General features: G+C 64.4%; 20 protein-coding genes and 2 tRNA genes. 13 read left to right on the top strand and 9 right to left on the bottom strand.

Annotated elements, in window-relative coordinates; all coding sequences use genetic code 11:
• Window positions 1–13: 13 nt before the first annotated feature.
• The 6 genes from DSD28_RS16940 to DSD28_RS16915 form a co-directional block, all read right to left on the bottom strand.
• Window positions 14–397: a RidA family protein gene (locus DSD28_RS16940; RefSeq protein ID WP_119257606.1), complete on the bottom strand. Its 384-nt coding sequence runs from the start codon at window positions 395–397 to the stop codon at window positions 14–16.
• 12 nt (window positions 398–409) lie between these two features.
• Window positions 410–2,017, bottom strand: coding sequence for a carboxyl transferase domain-containing protein (locus DSD28_RS16935; protein WP_119257605.1), 1,608 nt, complete (start codon window positions 2,015–2,017; stop codon window positions 410–412).
• Window positions 2,017–3,165, bottom strand: coding sequence for an isovaleryl-CoA dehydrogenase (locus DSD28_RS16930; RefSeq protein WP_205536214.1), 1,149 nt, complete (start codon window positions 3,163–3,165; stop codon window positions 2,017–2,019). Before DSD28_RS16930 ends, DSD28_RS16935 begins: the two co-directional genes overlap by 1 nt.
• A gap of 151 nt (window positions 3,166–3,316) precedes the next feature.
• Window positions 3,317–4,471: a fumarylacetoacetate hydrolase family protein gene (locus tag DSD28_RS16925; RefSeq protein ID WP_119257603.1), complete on the bottom strand. Its 1,155-nt coding sequence runs from the start codon at window positions 4,469–4,471 to the stop codon at window positions 3,317–3,319.
• A 72-nt stretch (window positions 4,472–4,543) separates the two neighbouring features.
• The gene (locus tag DSD28_RS16920) at window positions 4,544–5,224 is read right to left on the bottom strand and encodes a hypothetical protein (RefSeq protein WP_119257602.1); all 681 of its coding nucleotides are present in this window, start codon (window positions 5,222–5,224) and stop codon (window positions 4,544–4,546) included.
• Window positions 5,225–5,314: 90 nt separating this feature from the next.
• Window positions 5,315–6,505: an MFS transporter gene (locus DSD28_RS16915; RefSeq protein ID WP_119257601.1), complete on the bottom strand. Its 1,191-nt coding sequence runs from the start codon at window positions 6,503–6,505 to the stop codon at window positions 5,315–5,317.
• A 78-nt stretch (window positions 6,506–6,583) separates the two neighbouring features.
• On the opposite strand from DSD28_RS16915, the gene DSD28_RS16910 reads away from it, so the two are divergent.
• Complete coding sequence (locus DSD28_RS16910; protein ID WP_119257600.1) at window positions 6,584–7,582, top strand: AraC family transcriptional regulator; 999 nt, start codon at window positions 6,584–6,586, stop codon at window positions 7,580–7,582.
• A 392-nt stretch (window positions 7,583–7,974) separates the two neighbouring features.
• On the opposite strand, the gene DSD28_RS16905 is transcribed toward DSD28_RS16910, so the two are convergent.
• Window positions 7,975–8,049 (bottom strand) — tRNA-Thr (locus tag DSD28_RS16905).
• Window positions 8,050–8,196: 147 nt separating this feature from the next.
• On the opposite strand from DSD28_RS16905, the gene DSD28_RS16900 reads away from it, so the two are divergent.
• The 10 genes from DSD28_RS16900 to DSD28_RS16855 all read left to right on the top strand — a co-directional run bounded on the left by DSD28_RS16900 (window position 8,197) and on the right by DSD28_RS16855 (window position 14,206).
• Window positions 8,197–8,385 carry a hypothetical protein gene (locus DSD28_RS16900; RefSeq protein ID WP_160787610.1) on the top strand — a complete coding sequence of 63 codons (189 nt, stop codon included), beginning with the start codon at window positions 8,197–8,199 and terminating at the stop codon, window positions 8,383–8,385.
• Window positions 8,386–8,551: 166 nt separating this feature from the next.
• Entirely contained in the window at window positions 8,552–9,844 is a 1,293-nt protein-coding gene (gene murA, locus DSD28_RS16895; RefSeq protein WP_119257598.1) for a UDP-N-acetylglucosamine 1-carboxyvinyltransferase, read from the top strand.
• Between the two features lie 94 nt (window positions 9,845–9,938).
• Window positions 9,939–10,376: a DUF2948 family protein gene (locus tag DSD28_RS16890; protein ID WP_119257597.1), complete on the top strand. Its 438-nt coding sequence runs from the start codon at window positions 9,939–9,941 to the stop codon at window positions 10,374–10,376.
• Between the two features lie 47 nt (window positions 10,377–10,423).
• Window positions 10,424–11,722 carry a histidinol dehydrogenase gene (gene hisD, locus DSD28_RS16885; protein WP_119257596.1) on the top strand — a complete coding sequence of 433 codons (1,299 nt, stop codon included), beginning with the start codon at window positions 10,424–10,426 and terminating at the stop codon, window positions 11,720–11,722.
• A gap of 3 nt (window positions 11,723–11,725) precedes the next feature.
• Entirely contained in the window at window positions 11,726–12,202 is a 477-nt protein-coding gene (locus DSD28_RS16880; RefSeq protein WP_119257595.1) for a UPF0262 family protein, read from the top strand.
• Window positions 12,203–12,206: 4 nt separating this feature from the next.
• Window positions 12,207–12,668, top strand: coding sequence for a low molecular weight phosphatase family protein (locus DSD28_RS16875; RefSeq protein ID WP_119257594.1), 462 nt, complete (start codon window positions 12,207–12,209; stop codon window positions 12,666–12,668).
• Between the two features lie 144 nt (window positions 12,669–12,812).
• Window positions 12,813–13,031, top strand: a complete 219-nt coding sequence (gene infA, locus DSD28_RS16870; protein ID WP_004435948.1) for a translation initiation factor IF-1 — start codon at window positions 12,813–12,815, stop codon at window positions 13,029–13,031.
• Window positions 13,032–13,124: 93 nt separating this feature from the next.
• A complete protein-coding gene (locus tag DSD28_RS16865; RefSeq protein WP_119257593.1) occupies window positions 13,125–13,745 on the top strand; it encodes a Maf-like protein in 621 nt (206 codons plus the stop codon).
• Window position 13,746: 1 nt separating this feature from the next.
• On the top strand, window positions 13,747–13,956 hold the full coding sequence (gene yacG, locus DSD28_RS16860; protein ID WP_119257592.1) for a DNA gyrase inhibitor YacG: 210 nt from the start codon (window positions 13,747–13,749) through the stop codon (window positions 13,954–13,956).
• A 174-nt stretch (window positions 13,957–14,130) separates the two neighbouring features.
• A tRNA-Phe gene (locus DSD28_RS16855) sits at window positions 14,131–14,206 on the top strand.
• A 540-nt stretch (window positions 14,207–14,746) separates the two neighbouring features.
• On the opposite strand, the gene DSD28_RS16850 is transcribed toward DSD28_RS16855, so the two are convergent.
• Window positions 14,747–15,085 carry a hypothetical protein gene (locus tag DSD28_RS16850; protein ID WP_162911438.1) on the bottom strand — a complete coding sequence of 113 codons (339 nt, stop codon included), beginning with the start codon at window positions 15,083–15,085 and terminating at the stop codon, window positions 14,747–14,749.
• Between the two features lie 86 nt (window positions 15,086–15,171).
• Here DSD28_RS16850 and DSD28_RS16845 point away from each other — a divergent pair, with 86 nt between their 5' ends.
• Complete coding sequence (locus DSD28_RS16845; protein ID WP_119257590.1) at window positions 15,172–15,405, top strand: helix-turn-helix transcriptional regulator; 234 nt, start codon at window positions 15,172–15,174, stop codon at window positions 15,403–15,405.
• Window positions 15,402–16,043: a hypothetical protein gene (locus DSD28_RS16840; protein WP_119257589.1), complete on the top strand. Its 642-nt coding sequence runs from the start codon at window positions 15,402–15,404 to the stop codon at window positions 16,041–16,043. Before DSD28_RS16845 ends, DSD28_RS16840 begins: the two co-directional genes overlap by 4 nt.
• Before the next feature lie 79 nt (window positions 16,044–16,122).
• Here the strand turns inward: DSD28_RS16840 and DSD28_RS25965 are convergent, their stop codons facing one another.
• On the bottom strand, window positions 16,123–16,728 hold the full coding sequence (locus tag DSD28_RS25965; protein ID WP_162911437.1) for a hypothetical protein: 606 nt from the start codon (window positions 16,726–16,728) through the stop codon (window positions 16,123–16,125).
• Window positions 16,729–16,840: the final 112 nt, after the last annotated feature.

Raw genomic sequence — 16,840 nt, 5'->3', positions numbered from 1 at the left:
CCGGCTCCGCTTCTCACTGGGCTGCGACGGCTTCGACTTCCAGCAGCCATTTTCCGTCGAAGATCGAGGTGATGACGACGCTCAACGCCGGCGCGACGGCGCCGAGATATTCGCTGCGGATCTCGCGGTTGGCGGTGGCGTGGTGCCGGTCGGAAAGGAAGGTCGTGACCTTGACGAGGTCGGCCTTGGTCATGCCCGCCGCCTTCAGTTGCGCATCGACATTGCGCCAGACGAGCCGGGCCTGATCCTCGAACGTCTCCGGCACCTTGTCGTCGTCCGAGACGGGGATCTGGCCGCTGATGAAGACCAGCGTCTTGAAATCCTCGATCTTCACGGCCTGCGAATAGCCGCCGCGCGGGGCGGGTGCATTTTTGGCATTGATCGATTCGCGTTTCATGACTTGCCTCCTCTACATCCTGAAGACGCCGAAACGGGTGGGCTCGACGGGCGCGTTGAGCGCCGCCGAGAGCGAAAGCGCCAGAACGTCGCGCGTCCGGCGCGGATCGACGATGCCGTCGTCCCAGAGCCTTGCCGAGGCATAGAGCGGGTGGCTCTGGCGAGCGAACATGTCGATGGTCGGCTGCCTGAAGGCGGCCTCCTCCTCCATGCTCCAGCTCCCGCCCGCCCGCTCGATGCCCTCGCGCTTGACGGTCGCCAGCACGCCGGCCGCCTGCTCGCCGCCCATGACGGCGATGCGGCTGTTCGGCCAGGTCCAGAGGAAACGCGGCGAATAGGCCCGACCGCACATACCGTAATTGCCCGCGCCATAGGAGCCGCCGATCAGCACCGTGATCTTCGGCACGTCTGCAGTGGCGACGGCGGTGACGAGCTTGGCGCCATGCTTGGCGATGCCCTCCGCCTCGTATTTGCGGCCGACCATGAAGCCGGTGATGTTCTGCAGGAAGAGAAGCGGAATGGCGCGCTGGGCGCAGAGCTCGATGAAATGCGCCCCCTTCAGCGCCGCCTCGGAGAAGAGCACGCCGTTGCTGGCGACAATGCCGACGGGCAGGCCGTGGAGGGCCGCGAAGCCGCAGACGAGCGTGGTGCCGAAGCGGGCCTTGAACTCGTCGAAACGCGAGCCGTCGACCACGCGGGCGATCACCTCGCGCACGTCATAGGGCGTGCGCGTGTCGGCCGGCACGATGCCGAGAATCTCTTCCGGGTCGTAGAGCGGGGCGTCGCCATCTCCTGACGTGGTAACCTCCGGCTTACGTGTATTGAGATTGGCGGCGATCTGGCGAGCGATGCCGAGCGCATGGCGATCATCGCGCGCGAGATGGTCCGCGACGCCGGAAAGGCGGGTGTGGACATCGCCGCCGCCAAGGTCTTCCGCCGTCACCACCTCACCCGTCGCAGCTTTTACCAGAGGCGGGCCGGCGAGGAAGATCGTGCCCTGGTTCTCGACGATGACGGTCTCGTCGCTCATCGCGGGCACATAGGCCCCGCCCGCCGTGCAGCTTCCCATGACCACGGCGACCTGCGGGATGCCGGCGGCGGACATCTGCGCCTGGTTGTAGAAGATGCGGCCGAAATGATCGCGGTCCGGAAACACCTCGTCCTGGTTGGGCAGGTTCGCCCCGCCGGAATCGACGAGGTAGATGCAGGGCAGACGGTTCTGCGCCGCGATCTCCTGCGCGCGCAGATGCTTCTTCACGGTGATGGGATAATAGGTGCCGCCCTTCACCGTTGCGTCGTTGCAGACGATCATGCATTCGCGGCCGGAGACGCGGCCGATGCCGGCAATCATGCCGCCGGAGGGCGAGGCGCCGTCATAAAGGCCGTGGCCGGCGGTGAGGCCGATTTCGAGGAAGGGCGAGCCGGGGTCGAGAAGCTGCGCCACCCGCTCGCGCGGCAGCAGCTTGCCGCGGGAAAGGTGGCGCTCGCGCGCCTTCGCCCCGCCGCCGTCCATGGCAAGGCTCGCCGCCTCTTCCACCAAGGCCAGCGCATCGAGCATCGCCTTGCGGTTTGCCGCGAAGGTCTCGCTGCGCGTGTTAACGGCCGAAGGGAGAACCGGCATCACAGCGTCTCCTGGAAGATTTCGCGGCCGATCAGCATGCGGCGGATTTCCGAGGTGCCAGCGCCGATCTCGTAGAGTTTCGCATCGCGCAGCAGGCGGCCGGTCGGATAATCGTTGATATAACCGTTGCCGCCGAGCGACTGGATGGCCTCCAGCGCCAGCTTGGTCGCCATCTCGGCCGAATAAAGGATGCAGCCGGCGGCGTCCTTGCGCGTCGTCTCGCCACGGTCGCAGGCGCTCGCCACGGCATAGACATAGGCGCGACAGGCATTGAGCGCGACATACATGTCGGCCACCTTGCCCTGCATGAGCTGGAACTCGCCGATGGGCCGGTCGAACTGCTTGCGCTCGTGAAGATAGGGCACCACGACATCGAGGCAGGCGGCCATGATGCCGAGCGGGCCGCCCGACAGCACGACGCGCTCATAGTCGAGGCCGGACATCAGCACGTTGACGCCGCGTCCCACGGTGCCCATCACGTTCTCCTCCGGCACCTCGCAGTCGGTGAAGACCAGCTCGCAGGTATTGGAGCCGCGCATGCCGAGCTTGTCGAGCTTCTGCGCGGTGGAGAAGCCCTTGAAGCCCTTCTCGACGAGGAAGGCGGTGATGCCGCGCGGGCCGGCCTCGGGATCGGTCTTGGCATAGACCACCAGTACATCCGCGTCAGGCCCATTGGTGATCCACATCTTGTTGCCGTTCAGCACATAGCGGTCGCCGCGCTTTTCCGCCCGCAGCTTCATGGACACGACATCCGACCCCGCCCCCGGCTCGGACATGGCGAGCGCGCCGACATGTTCGCCGGAGATCAGCTTCGGCAGGTACCGTTCCCGCTGCGCCGGCGAGGCATTGCGGACGATCTGGTTGACGCAGAGATTGGAATGGGCGCCGTAGCTGAGGCCGACCGAGGCCGAGGCGCGGCTGATCTCCTCCATCGCCACGCAATGGGCGAGATAGCCCATGCCGGCGCCGCCGAAACTTTCCGGCGCGGTGATGCCGAGAAGGCCGAGATCGCCCAGCTCCCGCCAGAGCGGCATCGGAAAGTCGTTGCTGCGGTCGATCGCGGCGGCCTGCGGGGCGATCCTGTCGGCCGCAAAGCGCCCCACGCTCTCGCGCAGCGCCTCGATATCCTCGCCAAGCCCGAAGCTCATGCCGGCGTCATACATGTCGATCCTCCCTCGCGGCCGCGCGGCCTGCGGCCCTCCTCCACGAAAGCCACTCTCCTAATGTAGTCGCTTTGGCGGGGATTGGGAGGAGCGGCCCCTTAATTTCCGGGCCGCCGATCGCGGATTTGCGATTGCCTCAGAGAAGGCCGCGCGAAGAGAGGTTGCGCATCAGCGCGGAGACACCGAAGGTCCATGGCGGGCATTCGGTGGAAAGGCGCACGGTGTTGACCAGCGCGCCGAGTTCCGCATTGGAGATCGTCACCCGGTCGCCCATCTTGTGGGTGAAGCCCTGCCCCGGCGCGTCGCGGTCCTCGACGGGCGCGAACAGCGTGCCCATGAACAGCATGAAGCCGTCCGGATACTGGTGATGCCGGCCGATGGTCTGGGAAACGAGGTCGAGTGGGTCGCGGCTGATCTCGCGCATGGTGCTGCGGCCCTTCAGCACGAAGCCGTCCTCGCCTTCGATCAGGAGATCGAGATCGGCCTTGCGCACGTCCTCGATGGAATAGGTCTCGTCGAAGAGGCGAATGAAGGGGCCGATGGCGGCGGAGGCATTGTTGTCCTTCGCCTTGCCGAGCAGCAGCGCCGAACGGCCCTCGACGTCGCGCAGATTGACGTCGTTGCCGAGCGTCGCGCCCTTGACGCGGCCGGCGCTGTCGACGGCGAGCACGACCTCCGGCTCCGGATTGTTCCATCTGGAGATCGGGTGCAAGCCGACGGACGCGCCCCAGCCGACGGCGGCAAGCACCGGGGCCTTGGTGAAGACCTCCGCATCCGGCCCGATGCCGACTTCGAGATATTGCGACCAGACGCCTTCCTCGATCAGCGCGGCCTTGACCTTCGCGGCGGCTTCCGAACCCGCCTTCAGGTCGCGCAGGCTGTCGCCGATGATGGCCGTGACGCGCGTGCGCATCTTCTCCGCCAGCGCCGGATCGCCCGCCGCCTTCTCCTCGATCACGCGCTCGATCATCGAGCGGGCGAAGGTGACGCCGCAGGCCTTCACCGCCTGGAGATCGCAGGGCGCGAGCAGATGGAGCCGGGAGAGATCGCCGGCGCCTTCGACCGAGGCTTCCAGCACCGCATCGAGCGCGCCGAGGTCTTCACCTCCGGCCGCGCGGACGATCGCTGCCGGATCGTCAGCCTCCAGCAGGTCCCGCATGGTAGGCGCGGCCCCGGAGGTGATGTCATAGAGCTTGCCGGCCCGCAGCGCCACGACCGCCGGCCCCTGCATATCCGGCCGCCAGACGCGCCCGACAAACGTTCCCCGCGAAAAATCTCCAGCCTTCGTCATCGTGCAGCAACGCTCCTTCCAGTTTCGTCGACCGGTGTTCTAGACCGAAACGGATGGAAGATGACAGCCCAATCAGTGCGGGCCGCTTCCCAGTCCATAGGAGAGAGCCAAACTGGCCAGAACGACCAGCGCGAAAGCCGCCAGTACCGTCCGCACCACGAGCCAGAGCGCCAGGAAGCGCCCGATCCCGAGGTCGTGCCGGAACCAGCGAACCTCCACGACGAAATACCAGAGCAGCGAAAGCAGCGCGATCGCGCCGCCCGCGACGATCATCTCGTGACGGCCGGCCCGCATGATGTTCATGCCGGCGCTGAAGCCGAAGGCGAAGGGCGCCGCGACGTAGCACTGGCTGTAGAACGGGGCCTTCAGCGTCTCGCGATCGAGCGCAAGGCCGGCCCGCCTCAGAAGCTGCACCGCCATCAGCAGCGGGAAGATGCTGAAGAGGAAGGCGCGGAAGATCAGCAGGTTCGCATCGTCCCGCAGCAGGGCGGGCAGCATGCCGTCGTCCCGATGGGCGATCAGCGCCAGTTCCAGTCCGTGGGCGAAGAGGAGGGTCAGGAGCAGGAAGAGCGGCGGGCTCAGCGTATCCGTATAGCGCTTTTCGAGCGTATCGCCCAGCTCGCTGTCGGCATAGCGCATCATGTCGCGCGGACGGGTGAGCGTGCGCCAGAGCGTCACCGGATAGAAGACGAGCCAGGATGCCAGCTCGTAGAGCAGTTCCTCCAGCGACTGCAGCAGGCGCATGAAATCCATGAAATGTCCCCGGTGAAGCGATCCTTCCGCAATATCGGGTTTTCGCGCCACCGAATAGTGGCGGCGGCTCGCCGGAGCCGCCGCCTGTGGTCATGCCGGGCGAGTGCGGACGGCCGAGACGATGGTCAGCGCGGCAAGGATCAGCACGACGCCGCTTGCGACGAAGACGCTCGCAACGCCGCTCGCGTCGAACAGCGCTCCGCCGGCTGCCGCCCCCGTCGCGATGGCGAAGTTGATCGCCGCGACGAAGAGGCCACCGGCGCTTTCCGCTTCGTCCGGTACTGCCCGGGTGATCCAGGTCGACCAGGCGACCGGCACCGCGCCGAAGGCAAGGCCCCAGAGCGCGACCATGGCCGCATCGCCCGCAAGATTGCCGCCGAAGGCCGAGAGCGACAGCGCCAGCACGGCCATCACGACCGGCATGATCGCGAGCGTGAAGCGCATGGAGCGTTCGAGCAGCACCGCGCCGAGATAATTGCCGAAGAAGGTGGCGACGCCGAAGCCGAGCAGCACGGCCGCGACACCCTCGACGCCGACCCCCGTTACCGTTTCGAGGAAGGGCCTTATATAGGTGAAGAAGGCGAAATGGCCGGTGAAGACGAGCAGGATCGCGAACATCGCGAAACCCACGCCCGGCCGCGCCAGCACCTCCACGAGCGTGCCGAAGCGCGAATGGCCGCGCGGCGGCAGCGAGGGGAGCGTGGCAAGCTGCACGACGAGCGCGATCGCGCCGAGCACGGCAGCGCCGAGGAAGACATTCCGCCAGCCGACGATGTCGCCGACATAGCTGCCGACGGGCGCGGCGAAGACCGTCGCCGCCGACACGCCGAGGAACATCACCGACAGGGCCTTGGCCACATAGGGTTCCGGCACCAGCCGCATCATCGTCGCCGCCGATAGCGTCCAGAAGCCGCCGAGCGCCATGCCGAGCAGCACACGGCCGACGAGCAGCATGGGAAGGTTCGACGCCATCGCGACCAGAAGGTTCGAGAAGATCAGCAGGACCGAAAGCCCGACGAGCACAAGCCGCCGGTCGAGCCTGCGCGTCACCACGGTGATGAGAAGGCTCGTCACCAGCGCGACGGCGGCCGTCGCCGTCACCGCCTGCCCGGCCATGCCCTCGGAGATGCGCAGGTCCGCCGCCATCGGCGTCAGCAGGCTCGCCGGCAGGAACTCCGCGCCCACCAGCCCGAACACGCCGAGCGTCATCGCGAGGACCGCGCCCCAGGCGGGGGGCGCATCCGCCTCGCTCTCCGCCGCCACGATTGTTGCATCCGTCATCTGCCATCCCTTTCCTGTTGCAGTGCGTGCTCCAGAAGTGGGTTGAAACACAAGACGCACAATGCCATTTTATCCGCAATGTTTGATCGATCGTCCGACCCATCGAAAAATGCGCATGACCCCGTCAGCGAGCTCCTGATGGGCATGCGCCTGCGCGGTGCCAGCTACGGCCGGCTCCAACTCAGCCCGCCCTTCGGCATCCGCTTTCCCGTGCGGGCGGAAGCCCGTTTCCACTTCATCGCTCGCGGCAACGTTTTCCTGCGCGCGCCCGGGCAGATCCAGCGAGAGCTCTGCTGCGGCGATGCCGTGCTCCTGCCGCGCGGCGAGATGCACGAGATCGTCACCGCCGCGAACGTCACGATCCGCGATTACGAGAGCTATACGCGAAAGCCGCTGTGCTCGGACGTCGCGGCTGTGGAGGCCTGCGTCAAGGAGACCAACCGGGAAAACGACGTCCTCATCTTCACCGGCCGCATGGAATTCGAACTCGACACACTGCATCCGCTGGTCGGCCTGATGCCGCAGGTCATGTCCGTCGGCGCGCTGATCGGCCGCCAGCCGGAGCTGATGCCGCTGCTCGCCGCCATGGAACGGGAAATGGCCGAGGAACGCGTCGGCTCCGCCGGCATCCTCGCGCGCCTTGCCGACGTCATCGCCGCCTCCATCGTGCGCGGCTGGGTGGAATGCGGCTGCGGCGACGCCACGGGCTGGATCGAGGCCCTGCGCGACCCGCGGCTCGGCCGCGTCATCGCCGCCCTCCACCGCGAACCCGGCCGCAACTGGACGCTCGCCGACATGGCCCGGGAAATGGGCAGCTCCCGCTCCGTCTTCGCCAAGCGCTTCGTCGAGGTAACCGGCGTCACCCCGCAGCGCTACGTCCTCGCCTTACGCATGCGCCTAGCCGAGCAATGGTTCCGCCGCGACAAACTCACCATAGACACCGCCGCCCGCCGCCTCGGCTTCAGCTCCCAAGCCGCCTTCGCCCGAGCCTTCAAACGCATCGTCGGAGAACCGCCGGGCATGACGCGCAAGAAGGTGGCGACAAGCGCAGGAGAGACTGGAAAGATCGCGACCTGACGCCTGCGCCAGCGCGCGCGCCCATCACTGAATTATGCACGTCCCCGGCCAATCGCTGCACTGGCGCCCTGCGCAGTTCGTCAGGGTTAGGCCGGAGATCAGGATACAGGCGATGGCGATCATCATACGCAATTGTTCGTCTCCTTACGCTCGACTTTCCGCCGCAATCCTCGTCTCCCGCATTATGTCGGCATCATCCAGTAATCCATGCGCCAGGAATTGGGACGGTTAGCCGATTGTATATCGATGTGAAACAGATCGGAACGGACTGCGAGAGGTTTGCACGGCTGAGTCCGTGCAGTTCACGCCCTAGGTTGCTTGTGCATGCATTGAGACGCGAGGCCGCCGCATGACAAAAATGCGCGCAAGTGCCGATTTATCAGGGAGAAAAATGGTGCTGCTAGAGAGATTTGAACTCTCGGCCTCTCCCTTACCAAGGGAGTGCTCTACCCCTGAGCTATAGCAGCATCTTGCGAAACAGGGCTGTTCCGCGTGAGCGAGGGCCTATTGCCACAGGTGATCGGGCAGTGCAAGCGGCCAAATCGCGATTATCGTAACAAATCTGATATGGGCGGCGCTTTTTTCGGGGTGCGGATTTCATTATGAGAAGGGATATGAGCGGGAAAGACGAGACGGAAAGCCGGAAGATCAGGACGGAAGCGGAGCTTCGGGCCGAGCGGCTGGCGAAGACGCTGCGGGACAATCTGCAGCGCCGCAAGCAGCAGGCGCGCGCCCGGCGCGCGGGCGATGCGGACGAGACGGTGGGTCTTCCTGCCGCAAAAAAAGACGAATCGGACGGTTAGTCGGGATGTCTTCATCATGAAGGCTACGGGGGACGGTTTCCGGAACCGGGCGCAAATAACCATGCGGCCGGCACGGTCTTCATTTTTCGATCGCGATGCTCTAAGAAGCCGCCATCTCCGAAAGCCTATACTCACTAGGAAAGGCGGGCACGGCCCGTAGTCACGCATGGATCGTATCAGGATTGTAGGCGGCAATGAGCTTCGGGGCATCATCCCGATCTCCGGCGCCAAGAATGCCGCATTGCCGCTGATGATCGCCTCGCTCCTCACCGACGACACGCTGACGCTGGAAAACGTGCCGCATCTTGCCGACGTCGAGCAGCTCATCCGCATCCTCGGCAACCACGGCGCCGACATCTCCGTCAACGGCCGCCGCGAGCGCCAGGGCGAAGGCTATTCGCGCACCGTCCACTTCACCTCGCGCAACATCGTCGATACGACCGCCCCCTACGAGCTGGTCTCGAAGATGCGCGCCTCCTTCTGGGTCATCGGCCCGCTGCTCGCCCGCGAAGGCAAGGCCCGCGTCTCGCTGCCGGGCGGCTGCGCCATCGGCACGCGTCCGGTCGACCTCTTCATCGAGGCGCTGGCCGCGCTCGGCGCGAAGATCGAGATCGACGGCGGCTATGTCGAGGCGACGGCGCCCGAAGGCGGCCTGATCGGCGCGCGCTACAGCTTCCCGAAGGTTTCCGTCGGCGCGACGCATGTCATGATGATGGCGGCGACCCTTGCCCGCGGCACGACCGTGATCGGCAACGCCGCCCGCGAGCCTGAAGTGCAGGATCTCGCCAAGTGCCTCAACGCCATGGGCGCGAAGATTTCCGGCGCCGGCACCTCCACCATCACCATCGAAGGCGTCGACCAGCTTTCCGGCGCGCGCCACCGCGTGCTGCCTGATCGCATCGAGACCGGCACCTATGCCATGGCCGTCGCCATGACGGGCGGCGACGTCGTTCTGGAAGGCACGGAAGCCTCCCTGCTCGACACCGCACTCGAAGCGATCCGCCGTTCCGGCGCCGAGATCACCTCGACGGAAAGCGGCATCCGCATCGTGCGCAACGGCGGCGGCATCAAGCCGGTCGATGTCGTGACCGATCCTTTCCCGGGCTTCCCGACGGACCTCCAGGCGCAGTTCATGGGCCTGATGACCAAGTCGAACGGCATTTCGCACATCACCGAGACGATCTTCGAAAACCGTTTCATGCATGTGCAGGAGCTTGCCCGTCTCGGCGCGAAGATCTCGCTCTCCGGCCAGACGGCCAAGATCGAAGGCGTCGAGCGCCTGCGCGGCGCGCCCGTCATGGCGACGGATCTGCGCGCCTCCGTCTCGCTCGTCATCGCCGGCCTTGCCGCCGAAGGCGAGACAATGGTCTCGCGCGTCTACCATCTCGACCGAGGCTTCGAGCGGCTGGAAGAAAAGCTCACGCGCTGCGGTGCGATCGTCGAACGCGTCAGCGACTAAGCTTCTGCGCGCGGCGGAGTTGCAGTCCGCCGCGCGCCGTCCTATCTCGTGGTTGACACTTCGAGATGCCGCATATCCGCGGGAAGGACGCACAATGGACAGCCTGAAACTGCTCGCCCTCGACACGGAAGACCTCTCCGTCGTCTCGGCCCACCTGCAGGACGCGGTCTTCAAGACCGACGGCCTTGCCTATGACGCCCGCCACCATGTCTTTTCGGTCGTCGTCAACCGCTTCGTCTGGGAAAAGGCCGGCGGGCGCGGCAAGAGCTTCGAGCGCCGTCGCGCGGTCATCGCCTTCAAGCGCGTCACCGCCGTGCGCTCCCTCGGTATCGACCGCAAGGACAAGGAAAGCGTCTTCTCTCTCCTCGCCGTGAACTTCGCCCAGAAGGGCGAGGGCCCGGACGGCACGCTCGAACTCGTGCTCTCCGGCAATGCTTCCGTCGCCCTCGATGTGGAATGCGTCGAAGTTCAGCTTGCAGATACCGGCGGAGCATGGGAAACCAGCTTGAAACCCCGCCATCCGGCGGTTTAAGGCATTGGTCCGGCGCTTTTCGCCGGGAGACGACGGGAACTTGCGACTTGGCGATCAGACTTGACTACCAGAGCAGCGATTTCGAAAGCCGGTTCGCTGCCTTCCTGACCACCAAGCGCGAGGTCTCCGAGGACGTCAACGCCATCGTTCGCACCATCATCGACGATGTGCGCGCCCGCGGCGACAAGGCGCTCGCCGACTATACGAAGAAGTTCGACGGCCTCGATTTTTCGACCACCTCCATGCGCGTGTCGCTGGAGGGGATCGAGGCGGCCTATGACGCCGTCGATCCGAAGATCATCGCCGCGCTCGAGCTCGCCGCCCAGCGCATCGAGAAGCACCATGCCCGCCTGATGCCGAAGGACGACATCTACGAGGACGATATCGGCGTCGGCCTCGGCTCGCGCTGGACAGCCATCGACGCCGTCGGCCTCTATGTTCCGGGCGGCACCGCGAGCTATCCGAGTTCGGTTCTGATGAACGCCGTGCCGGCCAAGGTCGCCGGCGTTCCGCGCATCGTCATGGTGGTGCCGGCCAAGGAAGGCGAGATCAACCCCGCCGTGCTCGCCGCCGCGCGCATTGCCGGCGTCGACGAGATCTACCGCATCGGCGGTGCACAGGCCGTCGCCGCGCTCGCCTATGGCACGCAGACCATCGCCCCCGTCGCCAAGATCACCGGCCCCGGCAATGCCTTCGTCGCCGCCGCCAAGCGCCAGGTCTTCGGCACGGTCGGCATCGACATGATCGCCGGTCCCTCGGAAGTCCTCATCATCGCAGATAGCGACAACGATCCGGACTGGCTCGCCGCCGACCTTCTCGCCCAGGCCGAGCACGATGTCGGCGCCCAGTCGATCCTCGTCACCGACAGCCCTGCCCTTGCCGATGCCGTCGAGGCCGCCGTCGAGCGCCAGCTCAAGACGCTGGCGCGTTCGGAGACGGCCGCTGCAAGCTGGCGCGATTTCGGTGCGACCATTCTCGTGCCCGATCTCAAAAAGGCCGTGCCGCTGGCAAACCGCATCGCCGCCGAGCATCTGGAGATCGCCACCGCCGATCCCGACGCCCTGCTGCCGGCAATCCGCAACGCCGGCGCCATCTTCGTCGGCCGCCATACGCCGGAGGTCATCGGCGACTATGTCGGCGGCTCCAACCATGTGCTGCCGACCGCCCGCTCCGCGCGCTTCTCCTCGGGTCTTTCGGTGCTCGACTACATGAAGCGCACGTCGATCCTGCGCCTCGGCCCCGACCAGCTTCGCGCCCTCGGCCCCGCCGCCGTCACGCTCGCCGAAGCCGAAGGGCTCGGCGCCCACGCCCGTTCCGTCGCCATCCGGCTCAACATGGAGACGTGAGGCATGGGCACGAAGGGCAGCTTTCGCCTCTGCGACGTGGTGCTGGACGATACGATCGGCCAGGCCACGCCGGATGTGGAGCACGAGCGTGCCGTTGCCATCTTCGACCTCATCGAGGAAAACACCTTCGAGCCGATCGGCCATGCTGGCGGCCCTTACCGCCTGCACATCTCGCTTCTCGATTCCAAGCTGGTCTTCGCGATCCGCACGGAGGCCGGCGAGGCAGTCGCCACCCATATCCTCTCGCTGACGCCCTTCCGCCGCATCGTGAAGGATTACTTCCTGATCTGCGAGAGCTACTACCAGGCGATCCGCTCGGCCACGCCAAGCCAGATCGAGGCGATCGACATGGGCCGGCGCGGCATCCATAACGAGGGATCGCAGACATTAATGGACAGGCTTTCCGGCAAGATCCGTTTCGATTTCGACACGGCCCGGCGCCTGTTCACGCTCGTCTGCGTTCTCTACTGGCGCGGGTGAGCGGATGGAGGGTGCCTTCCCGGCAGTGCAGGACGCCCGGCCGCGAACGCCCCGTTCGATCCTCTTCATGTGCCGCATGAATGCTGTGCGCTCGCCGATGGCCGAGACGATCGCCCGCAGCCTCCTGCCCGGCACCTATGTCGCCTCGGCGGGCGTGCGCCCCGGCGAGCGCGATCCCTTCGTCGACGCGGTGCTCGGCGAGGTCGGCCTTTCGCTCGGCCGCCATGCGCCCCATTCGCTCGACGAGCTGGAGGACGATTACTTCGACCTCATCGTCACGCTCGCCCCGGAGGCGCACCATGCCGCCCTCGAGCTCACGCGCTCCATGGCCGTCGACGTGATGTACTGGCCGACGCCCGATCCGACGGTCGCCACCGGCACGCGCGAGCAGATCCTGGCATCCTACCGGGACGTTCGCGAGTTCCTGAAGATGCTGATCGAGAAGCGGCTGAAAGGCCCCGGCTGACGCGGAAACGGCCGCAAGAACGGCAAATGCAGAAAGCCGGCGCTTCGGTGTTCACAAAGCACCGGGGATTGTGTAGTTTCCGGCAACTTTTCGAGGCGGGCATCCTGCCTCCCCGAATCCACCTCACAGGAATATCGCTCAAAGATGGCAAAAGAAGAAGTCCTCGAATTCCCCGGCGTCGTGACGGAACTGCTCCCGAACGCGACCTTCCGCGTCAAGCTCGAAAACGAGCACGAGATCATCGCACACACCGCGGGCCGCATGCGCAAGAACCGCATCCGCGTTCTCGCCGGCGACAAGGTGCTGGTCGAGATGACCCCCTACGACCTCACCAAGGGTCGCATCACCTATCGTTTCAAGTAAGCGGCTTCCCGCAAGCCCCGGAGGCCGCGCCCTCGCCCGGCATTGCGCCGCAGAGCGAAGACCGGCGCATCCCGGCGCTTTCCCGGAGACATCATGGCGCAGACCGAAAAGCTCATCCTCGCCTCCGGCTCGCCGCGCCGCGTCGAACTGCTCGCGCAGGCGGGCATTGCGCCCACGCGCCTGATGCCGATGGATATCGACGAGACGCCGAAGCGCTCCGAGCATCCCCGCTCGCTGGCGCGGCGCCTGTCGACCGGCAAGGCCGAGGCGGCGCTCGCCGCCGTCAAGGGCGACCCGGCCTTTGCCGGCAGCTACATCCTTGCGGCCGACACGGTCGTTTCCGTCGGCCGGCGCATCCTGCCGAAGACGGAGATGATCGACGAGGCCTCCAGCGCGCTGCATCTTCTCTCCGGCCGCAGCCACCGCGTCTTCACCGGCGTCTGCCTCATCACGCCGGATCGCACCGTGCGCCAGAGGGTCATCGACACGAAGGTGCGCTTCAAGCGCCTCTCGGCCAGCGACATCGAGCACTACCTCGCCTCCGGCCAATGGCGCGGCAAGGCGGGCGGCTATGCCATCCAGGGCATTGCCGGCAGCTTCGTCGTCAAGCTGGTGGGCTCCTATACCAATGTCGTCGGCCTGCCGCTCTACGAGACGCTCGCCCTCCTTTCCGGCGAGGGTTTCGACGTGCATGCCGGCTGGGCGGATGCCTGACATGGCCGACGAGACCGAAAAGCCCTCCGCTACCGTGGCGCCCCTGCGCAAGGCTATCCCCTGCCCGATCTGCCGGCGCCCCTCCTCGCGCGAGAACTATCCCTTCTGCTCCAACCGCTGCCGCGACGTCGACCTCAACCGCTGGCTCTCCGGCTCCTATGCCATCCCCGTCGCCGACGACGAGACGAAAGCCGACGAAGACGACCGGTAACGCCTTGCCGCAAAGGCAAAAACGCAATCTTTTCCGCAACTTGAAAAGCCCGCCATTTTTCCCGCAAAAAACCGCCCATGGGGCTGGACACATTTTCGCAAGATGCTATAACCCCGCTCGCTTCCGGGGCGAAACCAAACGCCCCACGGATTTCACTCGAAATCCAAGCCGGATGCCCGGATAGCTCAGTTGGTAGAGCAGCGGATTGAAAATCCGCGTGTCGGTGGTTCAAATCCGCCTCCGGGCACCATAAAATTCAAAGGCTTAGCCTAAATTCCTCTTCAAAACGGCCTTGCAACACGTTTGCTAGAAAACGCAATGTTTTCAATGGTTGCAACGTGTTGCAATTAATTCCGTGCAACACATTTGCAACACGGATGGGTCGCCAAGCGCGCCGCACGTGTGGGGGCGGGGTAGACCGCGCTAGGCTGTGGTAGCCCTGTGTAGCTGCCGTGTCCCCGACAAGAAGGGAAAGGACACGGCAGCCCCCGCCCTTGTTATCAGGCGGGACCGCACCCTGGCGCTCCCCATCGCGCGCAGGTGCGGGGATTCATGTGGAGCGGGCGCATCTGCATCTTACAGCGTTCGCATACCGACAGGCTTCCGCCGCTCCGCCCTCAGCTTGCGCCGAGGGAATAAAAGGCCGCGCTCGACCGGCAGAGGAGAACCGGGAGCGCGCCGTCATGACCGGAAAGGAGGAACGGTCACGGCGAATATGGTGGCCCGCCCCGGACTCGAACAAGGCTGCTGCTCTGTCCGGTTGAGCTAACGGGCCTGGGGAGACAGGCTATTAACCGCTTACAGGCCAGCCGTAGTTCTCAATATGCTCACGGAAGCGGAGTTCGCGCAGAGCAGTCATAGCGGCGCGCACCGCGGCGGGTTCGTGCACAAACATGCCTCCCTCATCACCAATGAGAGTCGCCGCATGCCTGAACTTGTGCGCGACTTCAGCCTCAGTAGTTGCCGGAGCCGCTATGATGGCATGGGAAACGATGTCGATTGCCTCATTGATATAGTCCATTGCCTCATCCGGCATGGGCTCATACTCGCGAGCCACCGCATTAAGCGCGGCATGGAGCGCCGCCATTGCTGCAAACGGAAAGGATTCATTAACCGTGTTCTTCGTCATTTCGGACCACCTCGTTGCGTTTGAGTCGTCAACATAATATGTTGATAGCTCAGACGCATTAGGGCGTCAACAGAAAATGTTGATAGATGACACCTGCACAGAGCCGAGCTGCGAGAGCTCTTTTAGATTGGACGCAACCGACGCTGGCCGAGGCGGCACAATTGGGCTTATCCACCGTGGTCGATTTTGAGAAGAATCGACGAATCGTGTCGAACGAGGCCATCACCGCCATCCGCCAAGCCCTTGTGGCTGCGGGCGTCATATTCATAGACCAAAACGGCAACGGCCCCGGCGTTCGCCTGCGGGATCGGCAGGATTGAGCCTCGACTACACCATAAGGCTCTATGAGCTGTTGCCCGATGGGAAACTGGAGGCCCTGGGCGGCGGGCCAATCAGTCGCTTCGGTGGGGCATGCCCCAACGTGGGAGACACGATCGCCCGCCGCGAGATCCTCAGCGAGACCTTTCAGTTTTACAGTGTTCAGCGTCGGATATTCGTCGACAGTGCCGACGGAGACGAAGGGTGGGCCGTGGTGATACGTGCCACTGATGCGTCGCCGTTCCTAACCAAAGTCGCAGAAGAATGGATAGACGAAACGAAGTTCTGGCGCGAAGTCGATGAACAGGAAAGGCGCGAGGAATATGAGAAGGCCGCTGCGACAAAAGGCACGATAGAGTGGTCACGAAGGAATACCGCGGAGCGAGCCAAATACCGGCCGCAATATGGTCTCGACGGCCGAGAAATGGGCGTCCTGCGCTTTATGTCCAAGAACCGAAAACGCAATACCATTGACCGCATCCCGCAGGCTGGCGAAAAGACTATGCGGAAACTTTCTGAGATCGGCGTTGTACGAGCTGGCGAAAACGACCCTCGTGGGGAGCAACAATGGTATCTAACGAAGGAAGGGCGCGCAGAGTTAAAGCGGTGGGATACATGGACGAACTGGAAGTATGAGTGACCGACCCCCTCTCAAAACTCCCTCTCATCGCCACCGACCGTGAGATCGCAGTCGCTTTGGTCGGAAAGGCGCCCTGTAACTACCCGGTCCCAGTGATGGTTTTCACCTCCGATAGATAGCTTTCAGCTTGCTTCGCAATGCTCTCGAAAAAGGATCTTGCCATATCTGGAGCGGCGAACGCGGCGCGGTCGTCACCATCGTAACCTTTCTCGACGATGAGCGAAGTCCCATAGGCCGGCAGCCCCATAGGGTTGGCGATTTCGCCCTCAAAAGTCGATATAGTCGTATCTCTAAGGTGATGAATAATCCCCACGACTGTCTCTTTATCCACCTCTCTGATGTCTGGAGCCTGCCCCTCCGGAACACGCTTGAGGTACAAGTCGAGCATCATAATTGCTGTGTAGGCAATGTCTCGAGTGCGATTTGCTAGTATCGCATGTCTTCGCATCTGGATTGCAAAGCTCGTTTTCTGGTGACGGTCCGCATCGCGCACCTGCCGTGAAAGATAGAGAATTGTGGGCAGCGCCACTAGCACAGCCGCCCACCCGCTTGTCGCAGAAATCCACTCTCGCACACATGCTTCTCCGGGTTCACAAAGCGAGCCAGTTCCGTGGAACCAAGTCGCGGCACCCAAAGCGCCGACCAATACGAAAAGCAAAATAACTGCGATAATCCGATAACTCACGATGCGCCCCTCTGCCCTTAGATCAGATAGGGATGGGAACCGTCGGTTTGCAATGGGGTTTGTAAAGTACTCACGCCCGAGACCACGTCAGCCGCAAGGCCTTCCGCGTCTG

Source organism: Shinella zoogloeoides, from assembly GCF_003574625.1.
GTDB classification, from domain to species: Bacteria; Pseudomonadota; Alphaproteobacteria; order Rhizobiales; family Rhizobiaceae; genus Shinella; species Shinella zoogloeoides_A.
This window is presented reverse-complemented; position numbering and strand designations above follow the sequence as displayed.